This is a genomic window from Mesorhizobium sp. M0518 (genome assembly GCF_040321125.1).
In the GTDB taxonomy this organism is placed as follows: Bacteria; Pseudomonadota; Alphaproteobacteria; order Rhizobiales; family Rhizobiaceae; genus Mesorhizobium.
On sequence record NZ_JAMYQY010000001.1, the window covers coordinates 528,585 to 549,650 of the forward strand.

General features: G+C 63.4%; 23 protein-coding genes and 1 pseudogene. 12 read left to right on the forward strand and 12 right to left on the reverse strand.

Annotated features, from left to right (window positions below; translation table 11 throughout):
- Positions 1-7: 7 nt before the first annotated feature.
- Positions 8-928 (reverse strand): SMP-30/gluconolactonase/LRE family protein, encoded by a 921-nt coding sequence (locus NKI66_RS02630; RefSeq protein ID WP_023811298.1) that lies wholly within the window; start codon positions 926-928, stop codon positions 8-10.
- Between the two features lie 363 nt (positions 929-1,291).
- Between NKI66_RS02630 and NKI66_RS02635 the strand changes: the two genes are divergently transcribed.
- On the forward strand, positions 1,292-1,459 hold the full coding sequence (locus tag NKI66_RS02635; protein ID WP_013528833.1) for a hypothetical protein: 168 nt from the start codon (positions 1,292-1,294) through the stop codon (positions 1,457-1,459).
- Between the two features lie 103 nt (positions 1,460-1,562).
- Here NKI66_RS02635 and NKI66_RS02640 read toward each other — a convergent pair whose 3' ends face one another.
- From NKI66_RS02640 to ccmA, 4 genes are all read right to left on the reverse strand, one after another.
- Entirely contained in the window at positions 1,563-2,144 is a 582-nt protein-coding gene (locus NKI66_RS02640) for a DsbE family thiol:disulfide interchange protein (RefSeq protein WP_023811300.1), read from the reverse strand.
- Positions 2,141-2,308: a heme exporter protein CcmD gene (gene ccmD / locus NKI66_RS02645; protein WP_013528831.1), complete on the reverse strand. Its 168-nt coding sequence runs from the start codon at positions 2,306-2,308 to the stop codon at positions 2,141-2,143. Before ccmD ends, NKI66_RS02640 begins: the two co-directional genes overlap by 4 nt.
- Positions 2,309-2,420: 112 nt before the next feature.
- Positions 2,421-3,086, reverse strand: coding sequence for a heme exporter protein CcmB (gene ccmB, locus NKI66_RS02650; protein ID WP_023811301.1), 666 nt, complete (start codon positions 3,084-3,086; stop codon positions 2,421-2,423).
- A gap of 25 nt (positions 3,087-3,111) precedes the next feature.
- Complete coding sequence (gene ccmA, locus NKI66_RS02655) at positions 3,112-3,735, reverse strand: heme ABC exporter ATP-binding protein CcmA (protein WP_023811302.1); 624 nt, start codon at positions 3,733-3,735, stop codon at positions 3,112-3,114.
- A 280-nt stretch (positions 3,736-4,015) separates the two neighbouring features.
- On the opposite strand from ccmA, the gene acnA reads away from it, so the two are divergent.
- Positions 4,016-6,706 carry an aconitate hydratase AcnA gene (gene acnA, locus NKI66_RS02660; RefSeq protein WP_023811303.1) on the forward strand — a complete coding sequence of 897 codons (2,691 nt, stop codon included), beginning with the start codon at positions 4,016-4,018 and terminating at the stop codon, positions 6,704-6,706.
- 105 nt (positions 6,707-6,811) lie between these two features.
- On the opposite strand, the gene NKI66_RS02665 is transcribed toward acnA, so the two are convergent.
- Complete coding sequence (locus NKI66_RS02665) at positions 6,812-7,483, reverse strand: ceramidase domain-containing protein (RefSeq protein ID WP_023811304.1); 672 nt, start codon at positions 7,481-7,483, stop codon at positions 6,812-6,814.
- Positions 7,484-7,655: 172 nt separating this feature from the next.
- Between NKI66_RS02665 and NKI66_RS02670 the strand changes: the two genes are divergently transcribed.
- A complete protein-coding gene (locus tag NKI66_RS02670; RefSeq protein ID WP_023811305.1) occupies positions 7,656-8,456 on the forward strand; it encodes a DUF1223 domain-containing protein in 801 nt (266 codons plus the stop codon).
- Positions 8,457-9,061: 605 nt separating this feature from the next.
- A complete protein-coding gene (locus NKI66_RS02675) occupies positions 9,062-9,448 on the forward strand; it encodes a DUF2794 domain-containing protein (RefSeq protein ID WP_023811306.1) in 387 nt (128 codons plus the stop codon).
- 139 nt (positions 9,449-9,587) lie between these two features.
- Here NKI66_RS02675 and NKI66_RS02680 read toward each other — a convergent pair whose 3' ends face one another.
- From NKI66_RS02680 to NKI66_RS02695, 4 genes are all read right to left on the reverse strand, one after another.
- Complete coding sequence (locus NKI66_RS02680) at positions 9,588-10,160, reverse strand: GNAT family N-acetyltransferase (RefSeq protein ID WP_023811307.1); 573 nt, start codon at positions 10,158-10,160, stop codon at positions 9,588-9,590.
- A gap of 110 nt (positions 10,161-10,270) precedes the next feature.
- Entirely contained in the window at positions 10,271-11,050 is a 780-nt protein-coding gene (locus tag NKI66_RS02685) for a Bax inhibitor-1/YccA family protein (protein WP_352750702.1), read from the reverse strand.
- A 227-nt stretch (positions 11,051-11,277) separates the two neighbouring features.
- Positions 11,278-13,827, reverse strand: coding sequence for an ABC transporter permease (locus NKI66_RS02690; RefSeq protein WP_352750704.1), 2,550 nt, complete (start codon positions 13,825-13,827; stop codon positions 11,278-11,280).
- Positions 13,827-14,522, reverse strand: coding sequence for an ABC transporter ATP-binding protein (locus NKI66_RS02695; RefSeq protein ID WP_023811310.1), 696 nt, complete (start codon positions 14,520-14,522; stop codon positions 13,827-13,829). Before NKI66_RS02695 ends, NKI66_RS02690 begins: the two co-directional genes overlap by 1 nt.
- Before the next feature lie 83 nt (positions 14,523-14,605).
- Here NKI66_RS02695 and NKI66_RS02700 point away from each other — a divergent pair, with 83 nt between their 5' ends.
- Both NKI66_RS02700 and thpR read left to right on the forward strand, forming a co-directional pair.
- The gene (locus tag NKI66_RS02700) at positions 14,606-15,250 is read left to right on the forward strand and encodes an arylesterase (protein ID WP_023811311.1); all 645 of its coding nucleotides are present in this window, start codon (positions 14,606-14,608) and stop codon (positions 15,248-15,250) included.
- A gap of 125 nt (positions 15,251-15,375) precedes the next feature.
- A complete protein-coding gene (gene thpR, locus NKI66_RS02705; protein ID WP_023811312.1) occupies positions 15,376-15,972 on the forward strand; it encodes an RNA 2',3'-cyclic phosphodiesterase in 597 nt (198 codons plus the stop codon).
- Here the strand turns inward: thpR and NKI66_RS02710 are convergent.
- Positions 15,876-16,394, reverse strand: a complete 519-nt coding sequence (locus NKI66_RS02710) for a low molecular weight protein-tyrosine-phosphatase (RefSeq protein ID WP_081734850.1) — start codon at positions 16,392-16,394, stop codon at positions 15,876-15,878. The two genes, thpR and NKI66_RS02710, sit on opposite strands and share 97 nt — an antisense overlap.
- A gap of 50 nt (positions 16,395-16,444) precedes the next feature.
- Here NKI66_RS02710 and NKI66_RS02715 point away from each other — a divergent pair, with 50 nt between their 5' ends.
- The 6 genes from NKI66_RS02715 to NKI66_RS02740 all read left to right on the forward strand — a co-directional run bounded on the left by NKI66_RS02715 (position 16,445) and on the right by NKI66_RS02740 (position 20,352).
- On the forward strand, positions 16,445-16,741 hold the full coding sequence (locus NKI66_RS02715; RefSeq protein WP_023811314.1) for a 4a-hydroxytetrahydrobiopterin dehydratase: 297 nt from the start codon (positions 16,445-16,447) through the stop codon (positions 16,739-16,741).
- A gap of 123 nt (positions 16,742-16,864) precedes the next feature.
- Entirely contained in the window at positions 16,865-17,227 is a 363-nt protein-coding gene (locus NKI66_RS02720) for a YkvA family protein (protein WP_023811315.1), read from the forward strand.
- A gap of 270 nt (positions 17,228-17,497) precedes the next feature.
- Positions 17,498-18,001: an invasion associated locus B family protein gene (locus NKI66_RS02725; RefSeq protein WP_023811316.1), complete on the forward strand. Its 504-nt coding sequence runs from the start codon at positions 17,498-17,500 to the stop codon at positions 17,999-18,001.
- Positions 18,002-18,191: 190 nt separating this feature from the next.
- A complete protein-coding gene (rlmN, locus tag NKI66_RS02730; RefSeq protein ID WP_023811317.1) occupies positions 18,192-19,427 on the forward strand; it encodes a dual-specificity RNA methyltransferase RlmN in 1,236 nt (411 codons plus the stop codon).
- Positions 19,424-19,873 (forward strand): hypothetical protein, encoded by a 450-nt coding sequence (locus NKI66_RS02735; RefSeq protein WP_023811318.1) that lies wholly within the window; start codon positions 19,424-19,426, stop codon positions 19,871-19,873. The genes rlmN and NKI66_RS02735 overlap by 4 nt, the downstream gene beginning before the upstream one ends.
- Positions 19,873-20,352, forward strand: a complete 480-nt coding sequence (locus NKI66_RS02740) for a hypothetical protein (protein ID WP_023811319.1) — start codon at positions 19,873-19,875, stop codon at positions 20,350-20,352. Before NKI66_RS02735 ends, NKI66_RS02740 begins: the two co-directional genes overlap by 1 nt.
- A 6-nt stretch (positions 20,353-20,358) precedes the next feature.
- On the opposite strand, the pseudogene NKI66_RS02745 reads toward NKI66_RS02740, so the two are convergent.
- Positions 20,359-20,999 (reverse strand): annotated as a pseudogene (locus NKI66_RS02745) (LysE family translocator).
- Between the last annotated feature and the right edge of the window lie 67 nt (positions 21,000-21,066).

Sequence of the window (21,066 nt, forward strand, 5' to 3'; positions counted from 1 at the left end):
TCCAGTCTCAGTATGTCTTGGCGCCGTTGACCATGAGCCGCACCATGTAGAGCGACGTGGTGCCGGCGATGTAGAGGCAATTCAGCTTGTTGCCGCCGAACACGCAGTTGGCGGTGACTTCCGGTACCTTGACCTTGCCGATCAGCGTGCCGTCCGGATCGTAGCAATGGATGCCGTCGGCGGCACTGGTCCAGATGCGGCCGTCCTCGTCGAGCCTGAAGCCGTCGAACAGGCCGGCCGTGCAGTCGGCGAAGACTTTCTCGCCCGAAACCTTCTTGCCGCCCTTGCCGACATTGAACACCCGCATATGCGCCGGATTCTGCGCGCCATGCGTGCGGCCGGTGTCGACGACATAAAGCTGGCTCTCGTCTAGCGAGAAGGCCAGGCCGTTGGGCCGGACCATGTCGGTGATGACGGCTTCGACCTCGCCGGTGCCGGGATCGACCCGGTAGACATGGCAGGCGCCGATTTCGCTCTCGGCCCTGTCGCCCTCATAATCCGTATCGATGCCGTAGCTCGGATCGGTGAACCAGATAGAACCGTCGGATTTCACCACCGCGTCGTTGGGCGAATTCAGCCGCTTGCCCTTCCATTTGGCCGCGATCGTGGTGACCGAGCCGTCGAACTCGGTGCGGCTGACGCGGCGGCCCGAATGCTCGCAGGTGATCAGCCGGCCCTGCCGGTCGACGCTGTTGCCGTTCGAATTGCCGGACGGCTGCCGGAAGACGCTGACATTGCCGTCGGTCTCGTCATAGCGCAGCATGCGGTTGTTGGGGATGTCGGACCAGACGACATAGCGGCCGGCGGCGAACCAGGCCGGCCCCTCCGCCCACTGGCATCCGGTGAACAGCTTCTCGACCTGCGCGTTGCCGTTGAACAGGCGCGCGAAGCGCGGATCGAGAATTTCATAATAGTCCGCAGCCGCCATGCTTTTCCTCCCGGCATCAATGACACCGGATCAAGACAGCCGGAGGGACAGAAGGCAATGTGGGTACGCACAGTGTGATGCAAAAGATCGCTTGCGGCTCTGCGCATGACGTTAATGCATGTCGCCCAAAAGTGGCCCCGGTTTTGGGAGAACGACATGCATAAAAACAAAGACCTGAAGCGCGTCGCCTGAATCCGTTCAAACGCGACGCGCTTTAGCGCCGCATTAACCGGCTATGCGTTCAGCGCAATGGTGCATTGCAACATCTTCTTTTTGCAATGCACCATTACTATGTCATGCTTCGTATCGATCAAGGGAGGAAGAAACCGCCGCCGAAACGCGGCGCCAAAAAGGAACCTTGCTATGATCCTCGACAGTCTCATGACCCGCGCTCGCAACAGCATTGCCAAGCGCAAGCACTACAACCGCCTTGTCGCCGAAATCGACAGCTTTTCCAGCCGCGATCTGGCCGACATGCGCGCCGACCGCTCGGAAATGCTCTACCAGATCCACAAGCAGATCTACGGCTGAGTATTCGATCGCCTCATCACGTTCGCCATCCTTGGGCGTAGCGACGCGTGGCGTTGCGAAGACCCAAGGATGATGCAGCTACGCGTATAGGTGCGTCGCGACGTCAGTTCGACGCCGCCAGCGCCTTGTCGATCTGTGGCAGCAAGAGATCCCTCGCCGTCTCGGGCGTCAGCGGGCCGACATGCTTGTAGGCGATCTTGCCGTCCTTGCCGATGACGAAGGTTTCCGGCACGCCATAGACGCCCCAGTCGATCGCCGCGCGGCCCGCTTCGTCGACCCCTATCGCCTGGAACGGATTGCCGAGATCGCCGAGGAACCGGCGTGCGTTTTCCGGCCGGTCCTTGTAGTTCAGCGCCGCCATGCTGAAACGCTTGTCCTGCGACAGCGCCAGAAGCACCGGGTGCTCTTCGCGGCATGGCGCGCACCACGACGCGAAGACGTTGACCAATGTGACCTTGCCGGCGAAGGTTTTCGAATCGAGCCCCGGCAGGTTTGAGCCCTCCAGCGCCGGCAGGCTGGTTTGCGGCGCAGGCAGGCCGATCAGGGCCGACGGCACTTCCGAAACATCGCGCCCCGACAGCAGCTGCGACAGGAACAGTCCGGCCAGGCCGAGGAAGATCAGCAGCGGCAACAGCACGAACAGGCGACGAGTGCGCGGGGGCGGCGTTTCTGTTTCGATGCTCATGGCTTTGCGACCTTGTCGGAGCGACGCCTCACGCCGGACGCCTCCAGTTCGGCAAGCTCACGCTTGCGCGCCCGCTGGTCGAGCAGGATCCAGCCGATCAATCCGGCCAGCACCACGGCAGTGATGCCATAGGCAGCGGTCACATAGAGTGCATGCGCGCTCATGCGGCAGGCCCCGCTGAAGTGCGGCCTTCCAAGCCAATCATGTCGCCCAGTCTAGACATGCTTTCCCTTAGCCTCGCTCCGTCGGCTTCGCAATCCGCAGTCATACGCCGCGTCAATCCGTGCCATGGCGCAGCGCCAGCGCCGCCGAGACCGGACCCAGCACGCCAAGAAACAGGGTCAGCGCGGCAAGAATGAGGAAGGGCTGCAGAAACGGATCGGGATTGGCGGTCGCTCCATAGCTTGCCGAAACGCCGAAGATCAGCACCGGAATGGTCAGCGGCAGCACCAGCACCGAGATCAGCAGCCCGCCACGCGGCAGCGCCACCGCCACCGCCGCACCGGCGGCGCCGATGAAGGTGATAGCAGGCGTGCCGACCAGCAGCGTCAGCGCCGTGGCGCCGATGCCGAGCGGCTCCATGTTCATGAACAGCCCGAGCACGGGCGCGGCGACCACCAGCGGCAGCACGCTGCCCGCCCAATGCGCCAGGCATTTCACCAGCACCGTCAAGGCCAGCATGTGGCGATCATTGCCGAGCACCAGCAGATCGAGCGAGCCGTCCTCGCGGTCGGCCTGGAACAGCCGATCGAGACCGAGCAGGCAGGACAGCAGCGCGCCAATCCACAGGATCGCCGGCCCGATGCGGGCCAGCAGCTTCAGGTCCGGCCCGACTCCGAACGGGATGGTGGCGATGACGGCGAGGAAGAAGATGACCCCGGTCAGCGCCCCGCCGCCCGCACGGATGTTGAGGCGGATGTCGCGCAGGAAGAGGGCTAGCATGGTATGAGATGCTCGGGCGCCATCATCAACCCGTTTCCCCCATCCTCAACTCCATCCCCTCGATCCCCAGCGGCAGGTGCGTCGCCGCGACAATCATCCCGCCATCCGTGCAATGCTTCGCCATCAACCCCGCGAACCGCGCCTCCGAAGCCTTGTCCAGCCCCGCCGTCGGCTCGTCCAGCAGCCACAATGGCCGGTGGCTGACCAGCAGTTTCGCGATCGCCGCCCGGCGCCGTTGCCCGGTCGATAGATAGCCGAACGGCAGGTGGCCGATGCCACCGAGCCCGACCGTTTCCAGCGCCTCTTCGACGCCGAGCTGTCCGTCGCCGTTGAAGTCGCGCCAGAAGCGCAAATTCTCCGCCACGCTGAGCGCCGGCTTCATTGCGTTCTGGTGGCCAAGGTAGTGACAGGCCGAGGCAACAGACGGGAACGCTTCGCCCCCGTCTTCAATCTTCATGGCACCCTCGATCCTCACGCTGCCTTGCGGCACCGGCAGCAGCGCGGCGATGACCCGCAGCAAGGTCGACTTGCCCGATCCGTTCGGCCCGGTAACGATGAGCGCCTGACCCTCCTCCAGGGCAAAGCCGATGCCGGAAAACACCGCGTCGCCGCCTCGCTCGCCGCACAGATTTTCGGCGATCAGCCGCATTCCTCGCCTGCCCTGAAACCATGTGTCGCGGCCGCTGCCGCATCGCACAAAATTGCTTTCCAACTGTCTAGAACTATTCCAGAAAATTCTCTATATGCGGTGCATCCGTGCCAGCGGTCGGCACGGGAACAGAATTAGCGCCGAACCAGCGCACGCGCCGCCTTGAACGGCTCGGGTTGCTTGGGAACGGACAGCGGAAATGGCCGTACCCGCACCTTTGCGCGTGATTGCATGCCATCGGCGTCCGTTCCCTTTCAGGCTGAACAGACAAGGATCGCACGTGTCAAAATCCCTCGACAGTTTCAATTGCCGCCGCACGCTGACCGCAGGCGGCGCGGAGTATGCCTATTTCAATCTCATTGAGGCCGAGAAGAACGGCCTCACCGGCATCTCGCAGCTGCCCTATTCGATGAAGGTGCTGCTGGAAAACCTGCTGCGCAACGAGGACGGCCGCTCCGTCACCAAGGAATCGATCCAGGCGGTGGCCGGCTGGCTGACCGACAAGGGCACCGCCGGTGTCGAGATCGCCTATCGCCCGGCCCGCGTGCTGATGCAGGATTTCACCGGCGTTCCGGCCGTGGTCGACCTTGCCGCGATGCGCGACGCCATGGCTTCGCTCGGCGGCGATCCGCAGAAGATCAACCCGCTGGTGCCGGTCGACCTCGTCATCGACCATTCCGTCATCGTCGACGAATTCGGCACGCCGATGGCCTTCGCCCGCAATGTCGAGCTGGAATATGAGCGCAACGAGGAGCGCTACAAATTCCTCAAATGGGGCCAACAGGCGTTCCGCAACTTCCGCGTCGTGCCGCCCGGCACCGGTATCTGCCATCAGGTCAACCTCGAATATCTCGGCCAGGTGGTGTGGACCAACACCGAGGACGGCGAAACGACAGCCTATCCCGACACCTGCGTCGGCACCGATTCGCACACCACCATGATCAACGGCCTTGGCGTGCTCGGCTGGGGCGTCGGCGGCATCGAGGCCGAGGCGGCCATGCTCGGCCAGCCCGTCTCCATGCTTTTGCCTGAGGTGATCGGCTTCCGCCTCACCGGCAAGCTCAAAGAAGGCGTCACCGCCACCGACCTCGTGCTCACCGTCACCCAGATGCTGCGTAAGAAGGGCGTCGTCGGCAAGTTCGTCGAGTTCTTCGGGCCGGGCCTCTCCAACATGACGCTGGCCGACCGCGCCACCATCGGCAACATGGCGCCCGAATATGGCGCCACCTGCGGCTTCTTCCCGGTCGACTCGGAAACCATCCGCTACCTCACAATGTCCGGCCGCAGCGAGGACCGCATCGCGCTGGTCGAGGCCTATGCCAAGGCTCAAGGAATGTGGCGTGAGACCGGCTCGACCGATCCGGTGTTCACCGATCTGCTCGAGCTGGAACTTGGCTCCGTCGTGCCGTCGATGGCCGGACCCAAGCGGCCCGAGGGCCGCGTCGCCCTGGAAGGCATTCCGGAAGGTTTCGCCAAGGCGATGGAGACCGAATACAAGAAGGCCGCCGAAATCTCCAAACGCTACGCAGTCGAAGGCACCGACCATGATCTCGGTCATGGCGACGTCGTCATCGCCGCCATCACTTCGTGCACCAACACCTCGAACCCGAGTGTGCTGATCGGCGCCGGCCTCCTGGCCCGCAACGCCAACCGCCTCGGTTTGAAGCAGAAGCCATGGGTGAAGACCTCGCTGGCGCCGGGCAGCCAGGTGGTCGCCGAGTATCTGGAGAAATCCGGCCTGCAGAAGGAACTCGATCAGATCGGCTTCAACCTGGTCGGCTTCGGCTGCACCACCTGCATCGGCAATTCCGGCCCGCTGCCGGCGCCGATCTCGAAGACCATCAACGACAAGGGCCTGATCGCTGCCGCGGTCTTGTCCGGCAACCGCAACTTCGAAGGCCGCGTCTCGCCCGACGTGCAGGCGAACTATCTGGCCTCGCCGCCGCTGGTCGTCGCGCACGCGCTGGCCGGCACCGTCACAAAGGACCTGACCACCGAGCCGCTCGGCGAGGACAAGAACGGCGAGCCGGTCTACCTCAAGGATATCTGGCCGAGCTCGGCCGAGATCCAGGAGTTCATCGAGAAGAACGTCACCCGCGAGCTGTTCGCCCGCAAATATGCCGACGTCTTCAAGGGCGACGAGTACTGGCAGAACGTCAAGGCGCCGGAAGGCCAGACCTATGCCTGGGACGACAACTCGACCTATGTGCAGAACCCGCCCTATTTCGCTGGCATGACATCAGGTTTCGGCAAGATCGGCGACATCAAGGGCGCCCGCGTGCTCGGCCTGTTCGGCGACAAGATCACCACCGACCACATTTCGCCGGCCGGATCGATCAAGGCGGCCTCGCCGGCCGGCAAATACCTCACCGACCACGGCGTCGGCGTCGCCGACTTCAACCAGTACGGCACGCGGCGCGGCAATCACGAGGTGATGATGCGCGGCACCTTCGCCAACATCCGCATCCGCAACCACATGCTGGGCGAGAACGGGCGCGAGGGCGGCTACACCATCCACTACCCGTCGAAGGAAGAGGAATCGATCTACGACGCGGCGATGGAGTACAAAAGGGAAGGCGTGCCGCTGGTTGTCTTCGCCGGCGTCGAATACGGCAACGGCTCGTCGCGCGACTGGGCTGCCAAGGGTACCAATCTCCTTGGTGTCCGCGCGGTCATCGCCCAGTCCTTCGAGCGCATCCATCGCTCGAACCTGGTCGGCATGGGCGTTATCCCCTTCGTCTTCGAGGAAGGCACCTCATGGGCATCGCTCAACCTCAAGGGAGACGAGCTGGTCGAGATCGACGGCTTGAGCACCATCAAGCCGCGCCAGACGATGATCGCCAAGGTCACCTATGGCGACGGCACGGTGAAGAATGTGCCGATCATCTGCCGCATCGATACGCTGGATGAGCTCGATTACTTCAAGAACGGCGGCATCCTGCAATACGTGCTGCGCGATCTGGCGGCTTAAGTACGGGAGTAAGGGAGTAGGGAAGGTGAAGACCTATTCCCCTATTCCCCTATTCCCCTATTCCCCTATTCCCCTATTCCCCTATTCCCCTATTCCCCTATTCCCCTATTCCCCTACCTTCGGCTTCCCAAACCGCGCCGCCGCCGCCAAAAGCACGCTGAGCATCAGCCCGTTGAGGATGTGCCAGAGGAAGTGCGTTCCGAGCGGAAAGCTGCCGCAGACCACCGGGTCGATCATCCGGCAGATGACGGACACGACGAAGATCGCCGAGCCCGCCAGATTATACCAGCCGGCGCGATTGCCGCTCACCGTCACCCAGACACCGAAGAAGGCGAGCGCCAGGAACGGCGGCAGATAGCCCGTCGTACCGTTCGACGCCTGGCGCAGCCAGTCCGGCACGGCAAGGGTTATCGCCCCGGCAAGCACATAGAAGGCAATGAAGATGGCAATGGCCTTGCCCCATCGCATGCCGAGGAAGCGGCGTAAATTGAACAGCGTGTAGGCCAGCGTGAAGCCGGCGATCGGCAGCACGTCGGCCCAGACCGTGCCCTTGGTGGCAAAGGTGTGGAAGATCGTCGAACCGATGCCGATCGCCACCACCCACCAAGCCAGCACCTCGGCGAAGGCGCCGGTGCCCAGCCTTCGCACCTCGCGCACGCCCCACAGGCCGGCGGCGATGAAGGCGAGATTGGTCAGGGCGTTGACGGGTTCGGACCAGAATTCCGGGCCGGTCCGCTCGCAATAGAGGTCGACCGGCGCCAAAAACGTTTGCCACATCGTGATTGCCGCCCGAATCGGTTTCTATCCTGAAGCGCAGATCCTTCCTATTGCGGGGTTGCGGTCAGCTGCAATGGCAAAATTTCACCGCAACGTGACTTCCCGTTGACTTCCGGTTCTGCCACATATTTTAGCAATCAAGATAAAGCCGGCACCACCGGCGGGAATCGGAATGGCCATGGCCTCGCGAAAATCATTGTGGCTGGCAGCTCTTGCGCTGGCCTTCTCGGCGTCTGCCGGCGCCGGGCATGCCGGCGAATCCGATCGCGCCCATGCCGACCGGGTCCAGATCGACAGGCTCCAGATCGACAGGCCATTGGGCGTGGTCGAACTGTTCACCAGCCAGGGCTGCAGTTCCTGCCCGCCGGCCGATACGCTGTTCTCCGAACTTGCCGCTAAGGAAGATATCGTCGCGCTCGCCTATCACGTCGACTATTGGGACTATCTCGGCTGGCAGGACACGCTGGGCCGCAAGGAGAACACCGAGCGGCAATACGACTACATGCGCGCCTTCGGCAGCCGCTCCGTCTATACGCCGCAGGCCGTCATCAACGGCCGTGTCCACGTCAACGGCGCCAGCCGCGGCGAGGTCGATGGCGCGCTCGCCCGCATGGCCAAGAACGGCGAAGGCATGCGCGTCGCCGTCAAGGTCAGCCGCACCAGCGACCGTGTGACGATCGACGCCGGTGATGCCGGCAACGGCCCCAGCGACGCCCATGTCGTCATCGTCTATTTCGACCCGCCGCAGACGGTCAAGGTCGGCGAGGGCGAGAATACCGGCCGCAAGATGACCTATTGGAACGCCGTCACCGGGATTCAGACCGCTGGCATGTGGCATGGCAAGGCACAGCGCTACGAGCTGCCGATGAGCGAGATTGCCAAAAAGGGCGGCTGCGCCGTGCTGCTGCAGTCGGTCGGCAAGGACGGCATGCCCGGTCCTATTCTCGGCGCCGCGTTCATCCACAAGCCGTAACGGACGCCGGCGCCCCCCATCTTCGCTAGGACTGTGGATGGGAGGCCCCTCATCCGGCCGCTTCGCGGCCACCTTCTCCCCGAGGGGAGAAGAGGTAAAGCGCCGCCGCGATCTCCTCTCCCCTCGGGGAGAGGTCGGATTGTCCCGAATTGCCCCTTCGCAATTCGGTTGGCAATCCGGGTGAGGGGGACGCGACGCTCGGTGAAACCGCACTCGACTCACCACCCAATAAAAAACCGACGTCAGCTTGCTTCTGACGTCGGTCATTTAGGTTTTGGGATCGTCGCACCCGGTTCTTCCGAGGAAGAGCCGAGGTTGGTTCGATCCGACGCAGACCCGTGGGCGGGGGGCTTGGGGTTTACGAGCCGGTGCCGGACCGAACCGTCTCAGGCAACACCGGTAAATTCGTCGGACATTGGGGCATGAGCGCGGATAAAAAAAGGCAGAAATGTGGCGGAACATCACCAATTCCAACACGGCGTTTCATAAAAGTGACTGGACGTGACGAAAACGGCGCGGCGCGGGGCTCGGTTCGCTAGGCCTTGCAATTCAGTCGCGAACACGCCAACTTTGGTTGGCAAAGATTCATTTTGAAGGATCGAGGCATGACGGATGACAGCGGCGGGACGGGGGATGGGGACGCATCCGCGATATTGATCCCGCTGCACGAGGCACGACGCGAACGTCTCGATCAGCCGGTACGGTTTGACCGCCGCGAGTTGGACCAGATCCTCAGGCTCTACGGACGCATGGTCGCTGCCAATGAATGGCGCGACTACGCCATCGATCATCTTGCGGACCGCGCCGTGTTTTCCGTATTCCGCCGCACCAGTGAAGTGCCGCTGTTCCAGATCGTCAAGGATCCGAAACTGGCCCGCAAGCAGGGCGCTTTTGCCGTCATCGCCGCCGGCGGCCGCATCCTGAAACGCGGTCAGGAACTTGGCCGCGTGCTTGGTGTGTTCGACAGCAAGCTCAAGGTTGTAGAGGCTTGAGCTACGGAATTGAAGAAACTGGAGAATTGAAGAATTGAAGAATTGGGCACTCGACGCCTGATGTAACCGCCTTCTTCTTCAGTTCTTCAGTTCTTCAGTTCTTCAGTTGTTCAGTTCTTCAGTTCCCCAATTCCTCGCTTCAGTCCCCTTTAAGACGAAACTTCCGCTCCGGCAGCGAGCTCGGATCGGGCGGCGCCGAGGCACCGCCATTCAGCGACAGCTGCATGAACACCGTGTCCAGCCAGCGCCCATGCTTGTAGCCGGAACCTTCGAGGCGTCCCGAATAGCGAAAGCCGAGCTTTTCGTGCAGCCGCACCGAGGCACTGTCGGGACGGCCATCGCCGATCACCGCGATGATCTGGCGAAAGCCCGCCGTCGTCACTGCCTCGATCAGGCTTTGCATCAGCTTGAGCCCGACGCCCTGGCCCTTGGCCTCGGGCGCGACATAGACCGAATCCTCGACGATGAAGCGATAGGCCGGGCGCGGCCGGAAGGCGCCGGCATAGGCGTAGCCGAGAACAGTGCCGTCCTTCTCCGCCACCAGGTAAGGAAAGCCGCCGGCCATCAGGCTGTCGAATCGAACACCCATCTCCGCGCGGCTCGGCGGCTCCAGCTCATAGCTCGCCGTGCCTTGGGTCACCGCGTCGGCATAGATGGCCGTGACGCTGTCGAGGTCGGCCACCGTGACAGGCCGGATCGTAATATTGCTCATTGTTTATGCATGTCGTTTCTCTGCTCGCAATAACAGCAAAGGCCAAGACAAAAGAAAAGGGCGGCCGTTGGGCCGCCCTTCTGGAACTCGATGGTCCAAGCGCTGCTGTACTAGCGGCGGTCGCCCATGAACTGCAGCAGGAACATGAACAGGTTGATGAAGTCGAGATAGAGCCTCAGCGCGCCCATGATCGCCTTGCGGCCGGCGACATCGGTAGCATCGCCCTCGAAATACATCTCCTTGATCTTCTGCGTGTCATAGGCGGTGAGGCCGGCGAAGACCAGCACGCCGATCGCCGACACGGCGAAAGACAGCGCCGACGACTGCAGGAAGATGTTGATCACCGACGCGATGATGATGCCGAACACGCCCATGATCAGGAACGAGCCCATTGCCGTCAAGTCGCGCTTGGTGGTGTAGCCGAACAGCGACAGCGCGCCGAAAGCGGCGGCGGTGGCGAAGAAGGTCTGCGAGATGCTTGCCGTGGTGTAGACCAGGAAGATCGACGACAGCGACAGGCCGACGAGACCGGCATGGACCCAGAACGTGGTCTGCGCGGCAGCGACGCTCATCGACTGAATCCTGAACGACAGGAAGAACACGGCGGCCAGCGGCGCCAGCATCACCACCCAGCGCAGCGGCGAACCGAAGATCGCGTAGCCGAACGAGGTCAGCATCTCGCCGCTTGGCAGCGTCGCGACAGCCGAAGCCGGATCGGTGGTGGTGGCCAGCATGATCGTGCCGACAGCGGCAAGACCAGTGATGAGGAGGCCAAGCCCCATCAGATTGTAAACCTTGATCATGTAGGCGCGCAGGCCCTGATCGATGTCGGCACCGACGCTGACGCCGGGCACGGCGCGCGTCTGGTAGTTGCGAATGGGATCAGCCATTGTAGTCCTCTATTGCTTCTGCCCCGTCCGGTGTCAGGTCCTTCCGGACCCAGGCGCCGCTGGCAGGGCTCCAGCATGCCTGTGGCGAAATATGATGGTTATTCGCGTCAAGAACAAGACCGTAACCGGATGTAACGGTTCGTGAGGCAACCAAGTGCCGATTCCTCGGCTTTCCGGACGGCTTTCTTACCAAGATTTAATCCAGGATGCCTTTTCCGGGCCTGTCGTCACAGGTTGCGCAGCACCGGTGCTGCCTTGTGGCCGAGCACCCGCCAGGTGCCGGCGAGACCAATGCCGACCGTGACCACCAGCGAAAACAGAATGGTTGCCACCGCCACCTCCGGCATGAAATGCGACGGCAATGTCATGATGCGCGCGACGACGAACCAGGCGGCAGCACTGCCCGCTGCCAGCGCGAAGATGGCGGTGGCCAGCCCGATCAGCATATATTCGAGCGAGAAGGCCGATATCAGCGTCGTGCGTGTCGCACCCAGCGTCTTCAACACCACCGCATCATGGATGCGCGCCCGGTTGCCGGCTGCAAGCGCGCCGGCCAGCACCAGCACCGAGGCGATCAGCGCCACGCCAGCGGCGGCCCGGATCGCCGTGCCGAGTTGCCCGACCAACCGGTTGACGACATCGAGCGCGTCCTTGACCCGCACCGTCGTCACCGCGGGGAAGGCGCGGGTGACGGCGTTGAGGATGCGGGCGTCGTCGGCCGTCGAGGCACTCTTTTCGGTCAGCGTCGCCATCCAGCCATGCGGGGCGCCTGCGAATGTGTTGGGCGAGAAGACCATGACGAAATTGATGCCCATCGTCTCCCATTCGACCTGGCGGAAATTGGCGATCCTGGCGGTGACATTGCGGCCCAGCACATTGACGGTGATGGTGTCGCCGAGCTTCAGCCCGATCTCCTTGCCTTCTTGCGCCGAAAACGAAACCAGCGGTTCGCCGCTGTAATTTTCGGGCCACCAACTGCCCTCGGTCAACGTCGCGTTCTCCGGTTGCCTGGTGTCATAGGTCAGGCCGCGGTCCCCCCTCAGCACCCAGGCGCCTTCCGCCGGCACTTTCACCTTGTCGACATCGACACCGTTCAGCGCCATCACCCGGCCGCGCAGCATCGGCACCTTGGCCAGCACGCCCTGCGGGGCCTCCTTGCCGATCAGCGCCGAGAAAGACGCGACATCGGCGCTCTGGATGTCGACGAAGAAGAAGTTCGGCGCCCGTTCCGGCAGGCTGCCGGAGATCTGCCGCCTGAGATTGCCATCGATCAGCGCCAGCGTCACCAGCAGCGTCAGGCCAAGCCCCAGGGACAGCACCACCGATGGCGTCAGGGCGCCTGGCCGATGAATGTTGCCGATGGCGAGCCTGAGCGCCACGAAGCGCACGCGCGGGCTTTTCCTGGCCGCCCATTGCACCAGTGCGCCGACCACGCGCAGCACCAGGAAGGCGAAGACGGTAGCGCCGACAAAAATCGAGGCTATGCGCTGGTCGCCCGAGAACAGAATGGCCAGCGCCGCAAGCAACAGCGCGATGCCTATGGCGGCCGCGACATAAGCGGGGCGCGGCAAGCCGCGGCCTTCCAGCCCCATTTCGCGAAACAGCGCGGTTGCCGGCACGTCGCGGGCGCGGCCGAGCGGCAGCAGCGCGAAAGCCAACGTCACCAGCAGGCCGAACAGCGCCGCCATACCGATCGCGCCGGGATAGAAGCCGCCTTCGGCAGGCACCGGAATGACGGATTGCAAGGCCGCACTCGCCGCGAACGGCATCAGTGCGCCGAGCACAAGGCCCAGCACGATACCCAATCCGGCTATGATCAGGATCTGCACGAGATAGACGGCAAAGACGAAGCCGCCCGAAGCGCCCAGGCTCTTGAAGGTGGCGATGACGCCGCGCTTGCCGTCGAGATAGGCGCGTACCGCATTGGCGACGCCCACGCCGCCGACCACCAGCGCCGTCAGCCCGACCAGGGTCAGGAACTGCGAGAAACGTTCAATGTTGGACGACAGCGCGGGCGCCGCGTTGCTGCGTGTGCGGATCGACCAGCCTGCTTCGGGGAAATCCGTGGCGGCCTTGTCCTGGACGGCTTTCAGCCGCACCTCGTCGGCGTCTGCCGGCAGCCGGATCTTGTAGGCATTCTCGACCAGGCTGCCCGGCTGGATCAGTCCAGTGGCCGCCAGTCCGTCGGTCGAGATCATCAGCCTTGGGGCGAAGCCGAAACCGTCGGACACGGCGTCCGGTTCGGCGACCAGCCTGGCGCGCAGTTCGAAAGTGGCGGTGCCGAGCTTCAGCCGGTCGCCGATCTTGACGTGCAACCGCTCGAACAGAAGATCGGGTGCCGCCGCACCGAAGACGCCGAACTCTTCGCCGAACAGTTCCTGTTTCGACAGTGCCGGCTCGGTCTCCAGCGTGCCATAGAGCGGATAGGCATGGTCGACCGCCTTGGCCTCGACCAGCGCCTGGTCGGATCCGTCGGCCAGACGCGCCATCGAACGCATGCTGGCGGTCCGGGAAACCGTGCCGAGCCCGTCAAGGAAGCTGCGCTCCGCCCGGCTGGCGTCACGCTGATTGATCTGGAAGCGAAGATCGCCGCCGAGCAGCGTCTGGCCCTGATTGGCGACACCGGCGGTGATCGAACGCGCCACCGAGTTGACGCCGCCGATGGCCGCGACGCCGAGCGCGATGCAGGCGAGGAAGATCAGGAAGCCGGACAGGCCGCCGCGCATCTCGCGCAGTGAGAAGCGGACCGCGAGCCTCAACGTCCGGGACAGCGGCATCAGGCCGTCACCTTGACGGGGGCCGGTGCCTCGATCCGGCCCGAGCGCATCGAAACCTGGCGCGAACAGCGCGCCGCGAGCGCCGGATCATGGGTCACCAGCACCAGCGTCATGCCGCGCTCGGCCGCCTTGGCAAACAAGAGGTCGGCGACCTGCCGCCCGGTCGCCTGGTCGAGATTGCCGGTCGGCTCGTCGGCGATCAGGATGCGCGGCGACGGCGCCAATGCGCGGGCGATCGCCACGCGCTGTTGCTCGCCGCCCGACAATTCGCCGGGATAGTGGGTGACGCGGTCGCTGAGGCCAACCGCCGCCAGCTCGCGCGCCGCCACCGAAAACGGATCGGCATGGCCGGCCAGTTCCAGCGGCACCGCGACATTTTCCAGCGCCGTCATGTTGGGAATGAGATGAAAGGACTGGAACACGATGCCAATGTTTCGGCCACGAAACGAAGCAATCTGGTCCTCGCTTTTGCCGTTGAGCAGCTCGCCGGCGATTCGGACCGTACCCGAATCGACCCTTTCCAGTCCTGCAAGGACCATCAGCAATGTCGACTTGCCGGAACCCGAAGGCCCGACGATGCCGGTCGCCTCGCCGGTCGCCACATCGAGGCTCACCCCCTTCAGCACATGGACCGATGAAGCGCCCTCGCCAAGGGTCAGGGATACATCTTTCAGCGCGATGACCGCTTCTGTCAAAATGAAATCGTCCTATATCTGGAGATGAAGGCTCTGCTTGCCGGAAGCCGTCGAAGAATCCTAGCTCATATGGGGCCTGCCGCATGTCTTTCAAACGCAGTATTGCCGCAGGCTTCGTGGCTTTCCTCGCCATTTGCGGCGCCATGTCCTCGGCGAGCGCCGAGCCGTTCAAGATCGTCGGCTTCGGTGACAGCCTGATGGCGGGCTTCGGCCTTGGGCCGGACCAGGGCTTTACCAACAGGCTGCAGGCGGCACTTGGCGCCAAGGGCCACGAAGTGACCGTCGCCAATGCCGGCGTCTCCGGCGACACGACGAGCGGCGGCCTGGCGCGGCTCGACTGGTCGGTGCTGGACGGCACGCAGCTGGTCATCCTCGAACTCGGAGCCAACGACATGCTGCGCGGCGTTTCGCCCGACATCGCCAGGAAGAACCTCGACGAGATGCTAAGCAAGCTGAAGCAGCGCAAGATTGCCGTGCTTCTGGCCGGCATGCGTGCCGCACCCAATCTCGGTCCCGACTACCAGAATGCGTTCGACGCCATTTTTCCGGACCTGGCGAAGAAATACGACGTCGTGCTCTACCCGTTCTTTCTCGACGGCGTCGCCGGCCAGCCCGGCATGCAGCTCGAGGACGGCCTGCATCCAAGCGCACGAGGCGTCGACCAGATGGTCGAACGCATCCTGCCGACGGTCGAGAAGGTGATCGCGGCGGTGCCGGGCGATTCCTAGCGGGCTGGAACTGTTTCCGCCCGGCGAGCTTTTAACAGGGACTGTGACCAACAAACCTCTTGCTCCGTTTGACTATCGATGATTCGCTGGGGATGACAGTTCGATTCGAGGAAGGGAGGCTCTTCATGCCGCGTCTTTTCACCGCCCTCGAAATTCCGCGTGACGCTGCCCTTTCGCTGTCCCTGCTGCGGGGCGGCTTGCCGGGAGCCCGCTGGATCGATGTCGAAAACTACCATCTGACGCTGCGCTTCATCGGCGATGTCCCCGGCCATGTCGCCGACGAGATCGCCAACGCGCTCGACCGCGTCCACCGCCCTTCTTTCTCGCTGGCGCTGTCCGGCGTCGGCGCTTTCGGCCAGAAGAAGCCGCATGCGGTGTGGGCGGGCGCTTCCGCCTCGCCCGATCTGGCCGCGCTTCAAGGTGAGATCGACCGCATCTGCCAGCGGCTCGGCATCCCGGCCGACCCGCGCAAATTCATGCCGCATGTGACGCTGGCGCGCTTACGCAATTCGACCCCGCTGGACGTCGCCCAATATCTGTCGGCGCGCGGCAATTTCTCGACGCTGCCGTTCCGCATCGGCCGTTTCGTGCTGATGTCGTCGCGCGATTCGGTCGGCGGCGGACCCTATATCGTCGAGGAAGCCTGGCCGCTGTCAGGCACGGACGCCCGCGCCTCCAGCCTTGTCGCCAGCGCCTCCGACGCCTCGCGGATCATGCGATAGGCGGAAGCGAAGGCTTCTGCCTCGTCATGATAAGGATCCGGCACGTCGCGTGACTTTCCCTGCGCGAACTCCAGGAACAGATGGATGCGGTCCTGCACGGCCGCCGGCGCCAGCGCCTTCAGGTCGGCGACATTCGACCGGTCCATGCCGAGGATCAGGTCGAAACGGTGGAGGTCCTGCGGCGTGACCTTGCGCGCCCTCTGTCCGGAAATGTCTACTCCGTGCCGCACCGCGATCGCGATCGCGCGTCGATCGGGGGCAGAGCCGGCCTCCCAGTCACTGGTTCCCGCTGAATCGAGCAGGATATCCCGGGCCGATCCGCGCTCGGCCCAAACGGCGCGGAAGACACCTTCCGCCAGCGGCGACCGGCAGATGTTGCCGAGGCAGACGAAGAGAATGGAGTTTATGGGCTTCGCGCTCATCGATCCGTCGCTATGGTGAGGGTCGTTTTCGAATAGCACAGGATATGGACATGGCGAGAGAGAAACTGGGCAGGCAAGCCGCTGAAGCCGCATTGACCGGTCTCGACGGCTGGGCGCTGGCGGAAGACGGCGCTTCCATCAAGCGCACATTCACCTTCGCGAATTTCTCCGAGGCTTTCGCCTTCATGACCCGCGTCGCGCTTGCCGCCGAGACGATGGACCATCATCCCGACTGGTCGAATGTCTACAAGACCGTGGATGTGACGCTGAACACTCACGACGCCGGCGGCGTCACCGCGCTCGATATCGATCTGGCCAAGAAAATGAACCGTTTTGCCGGCGCCTGAGGCCTGGTATCGCCTCGGGAGGCCCAAATCGGCACCGGCATCTTGTAGCGGGGGTCGGGTTTCACCACATTTTCCCCCGCGGGCATGCGCCGGAAGCGCATGGGCGCTCGCAAGGAGAAACTGATGGCGCAACAATCCGGTTTTGATTTCTTCGGCTTTGGCAGCAAGCTGGCAGACGAGAGCCAAGTGCGCGAGAAATTCTGGCGCACAGCCAAGAAAGCCGCGCGGCAGATCCCCTTCATGGAAGAGGTCGTGGCCGCCTACTACTGCGCCATGGACAAGAACACGCCGCTGCGCGCCAAAGGCATTCTGTTGGCCGCGCTCGGTTATTTCGTGCTGCCGGTGGATGTCATCCCCGACTTCGTCTTCGGGCTTGGCTTCACCGACGACATCGCCGTGCTCACCGCCGCGATCACCGCCGTCAGTGCCCACATCACCACTGCGCACCGGCAGGCGGCCAGGGACGCCATGGCCGACAAGGGCTGAACACGCGCACGGAACGCCGTTGAAGCCGGCTTTCCGCGGCAGCGTAAAAAGTCAAACTCTTGCCGCTTTCGTGGCCTCCAAGTCGCCAAAGGGATGTCGCGCCAGCCGCTCGCAAGGCGGCGGCGCGGGAATGGCGGCGGTTTCCTCGGGGTGAGGGTCCTTTTCTCTTCGGAAATTCACCGTTTGGTAACCCAGATTAAATCAAAATGAAGCGACGGGCAGGACGCCAAGCCGGCCTGCCTCCGCACCATTTGGAATACGGGAAAAGCGATGCGCGGATTGATTGCTATAGTTTCGAGTCTGGTCCTGGTGGCCGTGGCAGCCCCGGCGCTGGCGCAGTCGGCGACCAAGATCGGCCAGCACAATGCCTGGGGCACCTACAGCTACCAGGCATCGGGCGGCAAGGTCTGCTATGTCCTGACCGTGCCGACCGACAAGCAGCCGCCGACGCTCGACCATGGCGACATGTTCTTCTTCGTCAGCCAGCGGCCCGGCCAGCAAGTGTCGTACGAGCCGCAATTCATTGCCGGCTACAACTTCCAGGACGGCTCCAAGGCCACCGTGACCATCGATAAGAAGACGTTTTCGATGTTCACCCGCGGCAAATCGGCCTGGGTCGAGAATGCCGCCGAGGAGCCGGTGCTGATCGCCGCCATGAAGACCGGCACCGACATGAAGGTGACGGCGAAGTCTGGCCGCGGCAATCCCACCTCCTATGTCTTCTCCCTGAAAGGTATTTCGGCGGCGCTGACGTCGATTGCCAAGTGCAAATAGGCTAGGCTGTTTTGAGTGAAAGGCCGGGCCGCAAAGCCCGGCCTTTCGTTTTTGGGTCTGTTGGTGGATCTCTGGCGAGGGTGCATCATCGCACAACCCATGACTCTGCCGTCAACCTGTGCTATGCGCCGCGCTTCCTTTCCGGCACGATGCGTGAAATCGGCCGCAAACCGCTTATATCAGTGCAACCATGACCCTTTCATTCGATCTCACCACTGACGGCGCCCGCGACGCGTTGCGTGCCCGCGCGGCACAGCCCGAAAAGCCGTCGCTGATCGGCCTGACGCGGGTCGAGCTCGCCGAGGCTCTGGTTGCATCAGGCACCGTGCCCGAGCGCCAGGCGAAAATGCGCGCCCAGCAGTTGTGGCACTGGATGTATGTGCGCGGCGTCTCCGATTTCGCCGGCATGTTCAACATCTCCAAGGATCTGCGCGCCGAGCTCGACAAGCATTTCACCGTCGCCAGGCCCGAGATCGTCGAGGAGCAGATTTCCGCCGACGGCACGCGAAAGTGGCTGTTCCGCTTTCCGCCGCGCGGCGCCGGCCGGCCGGTCGAGATCGAGACTGTCTACATTCCCGAAGAGGGTCGCGGCACGCTGTGCATCTCGTCACAGGTGGGCTGCACGCTGACCTGCTCGTTTTGCCACACCGGCACGCAGAAGCTGGTGCGCAATCTAACGGCTGAGGAGATCCTCGCCCAGCTGCTCACCGCCCGCGACCGGCTCGGCGATTTTCCCGACCGCGACACGCCCGACGGCGCCATCGTGCCGGCCGAGGGCCGCAAAGTGTCCAACGTCGTCATGATGGGCATGGGCGAACCGCTTTACAATTTCGAAGCGGTGAAGAAGGCGCTGCTGATCGCTTCCGACGGTGACGGCCTGTCCCTGTCGAAGCGGCGCATCACGCTGTCGACCTCCGGCGTCGTGCCGGAAATCTTCCGCACCGGCGAGGAGATCGGCGTCATGCTGGCGATCTCGCTGCACGCCACCAATGACGATCTGCGCGACTTGCTTGTGCCGATCAACAAGAAGTATCCGCTCAACGAGCTGATCGCCGCCTGCCGCGCCTATCCCGGCTTGTCGAACGCCAAGCGCATCACCTTCGAATATGTGATGCTGAAGGACGTCAACGATTCCATCGAGGACGCCAAGGGCCTGATCAAGCTGCTCAAGGGCATTCCGGCCAAGATCAACCTGATCCCGTTCAACCCGTGGCCGGGCACCAATTACCAGTGCTCGGACTGGGAGACGATCGAGAAATTCGCCGATTACATCAACAATGCCGGCTATGCCTCGCCGATCCGCACGCCGCGCGGCCGCGACATTCTCGCCGCCTGCGGCCAGCTCAAATCCGACTCCGAGCGCATGCGCAAGGTCGACCGGCTGGCGCTGGAAGCGATGATGATAGCGGGGCACGGCGAGGCGTGAGCCGCCCCTTCGCCTGGCTAAAACGCTTCGCCATCATGGCGGTCGGCTATGTCGCCGCGGTGCTGACCTCGATCCTGGTGCCGGTGCTGCTGATCGCTCTCCTGGAAGGCATCGAAGACGGCAACTGGTCCATCATTTTCGCTTTCGACTGGCTGGGCTCGTTCCCGCTCGCCGTCTTGACCGTAACGATCGGCGCGCTGTTGATCGTCGGCCCGGCGCTCTTTGTCGCCGAACGGTTTTCACTTCGGGGATGGTTCTACTTCGCCGCCACCGGTGCGATCACGTCCATCGCCTTTGGCGTATCCATGCCGCGCTCGGCCAGCAGCTTTGTCTTCAATCCGGGCTTTCTGGGTTTTCTCGCCACCGCCGGCATCGCCGCCGGTTCGGTCTACTGGCTTCTGGCTGGACGCAGGTCCGGCACGCGACAGAATCTGGGCCGAGATTGATGGCGCGTCTCGTCGGCTACCTCGTCCGTTTCACCGTCATCCTGTTCGGCTATGCCGTCGCCTCGCTGGCGGCGAGCGCCTTCCTCAACATCCTGTTGCTGGCATCGCTCGGCTACACGCCGGAGCATGCGCATCCGACGGCGACGGCTTCCCTGTATTTCTCAATTCCCTTCGCCGCTCTGTTCGTCGCCTATTTCGCCCTGATGCCGGCCTCTGTCGTCATCCTGCTTGCCGAAATCCTGGGCCGGCGCGACTGGCTGTTCTATGCGCTGGCAGGCGCGGTGGTTGCCGGTGTTTTCCTCGGGCTTGCCGACCGCAGCGGTGACACCGCCTTCGTCGTCAGGGACACCAGCGCCATCATGGCCGTGATCGGCAGCGGCATGGTCGGTGGTATCTTTTACTGGCTCAGCGCCGGGCGCTGGGCCGCAAGCTGGTGGCAAGGCGAACCAGGATCAAAAGAGGATGGCCAGACAGGATGACGGCGCCTACTTCGCCTGCGCCGTCAGGATCTTGAGGGCGAAGGCGGAGAACACGCCGGCAAAGAGATAGTCGACCGCCCGTGTGACGCGCGGGCTGGCCTTCATCGCCGCCGAAAACTTTTCCGCCGCCAGCACCATCGGCACCGTCACCGGGACCGACAGCACAATGAACATCAGCCCAAGGAAAAACAGCTTTCCCGGTGCGTTCGGATCATGCGCGGAGACGAACTGCGGCAGGAAGGTCATGAAGAACAGGATGATCTTCGGGTTGAGCAGATTGACGCCAAGACCCGCGGCCCAGCTGCGCAACAGGGAAATCTCGGGGCCTGTCTTCTTCTCCGGCGAAAAGGCCGAGCCCCTGGTGATGCCTGCCAGGCCAGGAAGACGAGATAGCCGGCGCCGAAGATCTTCAGCACGAAGAAAGCCATCGGCGAGGCGACGATCAGCGCCGAGACACCGACAACCACCAGTGTGGTGTGGATCAGCGTGCCGCACAGCGCGCCGGCCATCGAGGCAAAGCCGGTGGCACGGCCCTGGCTCAGCGTGCGCGAGACGAACAGGGTCATGTCCGGCCCCGGCGTGATCGCCAGGATGACCGTGGCGATGGCGAACTGGATCAGCGTGGCGGTGTCTGGAATGAACGACATGAGCGGCCCCCAAGGGATTGCGAGGCCTATACAGGATGCGCCATGACGATGCCAGACACAGCAGCGA

Bases quoted from the DNA above. Each gene is read 5' to 3' on its own strand.
- ccmA (WP_023811302.1), bottom strand. From the start codon at position 3,735: ATGCGGCTGATCGCCGAAAATCTGTGCGGCGAGCGAGGCGGCGACGCG.
- NKI66_RS02630 (WP_023811298.1), bottom strand. From the start codon at position 928: ATGGCGGCTGCGGACTATTATGAAATTCTCGATCCGCGCTTCGCGCGC.
- NKI66_RS02720 (WP_023811315.1), top strand. From the start codon at position 16,865: ATGGCGCAACAATCCGGTTTTGATTTCTTCGGCTTTGGCAGCAAGCTG.
- NKI66_RS02675 (WP_023811306.1), top strand. From the start codon at position 9,062: ATGACGGATGACAGCGGCGGGACGGGGGATGGGGACGCATCCGCGATA.
- NKI66_RS02665 (WP_023811304.1), bottom strand. From the start codon at position 7,483: ATGTGGCAAACGTTTTTGGCGCCGGTCGACCTCTATTGCGAGCGGACC.
- NKI66_RS02670 (WP_023811305.1), top strand. From the start codon at position 7,656: ATGGCCATGGCCTCGCGAAAATCATTGTGGCTGGCAGCTCTTGCGCTG.
- thpR (WP_023811312.1), top strand. From the start codon at position 15,376: ATGCCGCGTCTTTTCACCGCCCTCGAAATTCCGCGTGACGCTGCCCTT.
- NKI66_RS02680 (WP_023811307.1), bottom strand. From the start codon at position 10,160: ATGAGCAATATTACGATCCGGCCTGTCACGGTGGCCGACCTCGACAGC.
- rlmN (WP_023811317.1), top strand. From the start codon at position 18,192: ATGACCCTTTCATTCGATCTCACCACTGACGGCGCCCGCGACGCGTTG.
- NKI66_RS02690 (WP_352750704.1), bottom strand. From the start codon at position 13,827: ATGCCGCTGTCCCGGACGTTGAGGCTCGCGGTCCGCTTCTCACTGCGC.
- NKI66_RS02710 (WP_081734850.1), bottom strand. From the start codon at position 16,394: ATGAGCGCGAAGCCCATAAACTCCATTCTCTTCGTCTGCCTCGGCAAC.
- ccmD (WP_013528831.1), bottom strand. From the start codon at position 2,308: ATGAGCGCGCATGCACTCTATGTGACCGCTGCCTATGGCATCACTGCC.
- NKI66_RS02740 (WP_023811319.1), top strand. From the start codon at position 19,873: ATGGCGCGTCTCGTCGGCTACCTCGTCCGTTTCACCGTCATCCTGTTC.
- NKI66_RS02635 (WP_013528833.1), top strand. From the start codon at position 1,292: ATGATCCTCGACAGTCTCATGACCCGCGCTCGCAACAGCATTGCCAAG.
- NKI66_RS02640 (WP_023811300.1), bottom strand. From the start codon at position 2,144: ATGAGCATCGAAACAGAAACGCCGCCCCCGCGCACTCGTCGCCTGTTC.
- NKI66_RS02685 (WP_352750702.1), bottom strand. From the start codon at position 11,050: ATGGCTGATCCCATTCGCAACTACCAGACGCGCGCCGTGCCCGGCGTC.
- NKI66_RS02700 (WP_023811311.1), top strand. From the start codon at position 14,606: ATGTCTTTCAAACGCAGTATTGCCGCAGGCTTCGTGGCTTTCCTCGCC.
- ccmB (WP_023811301.1), bottom strand. From the start codon at position 3,086: ATGCTAGCCCTCTTCCTGCGCGACATCCGCCTCAACATCCGTGCGGGC.
- NKI66_RS02715 (WP_023811314.1), top strand. From the start codon at position 16,445: ATGGCGAGAGAGAAACTGGGCAGGCAAGCCGCTGAAGCCGCATTGACC.
- NKI66_RS02725 (WP_023811316.1), top strand. From the start codon at position 17,498: ATGCGCGGATTGATTGCTATAGTTTCGAGTCTGGTCCTGGTGGCCGTG.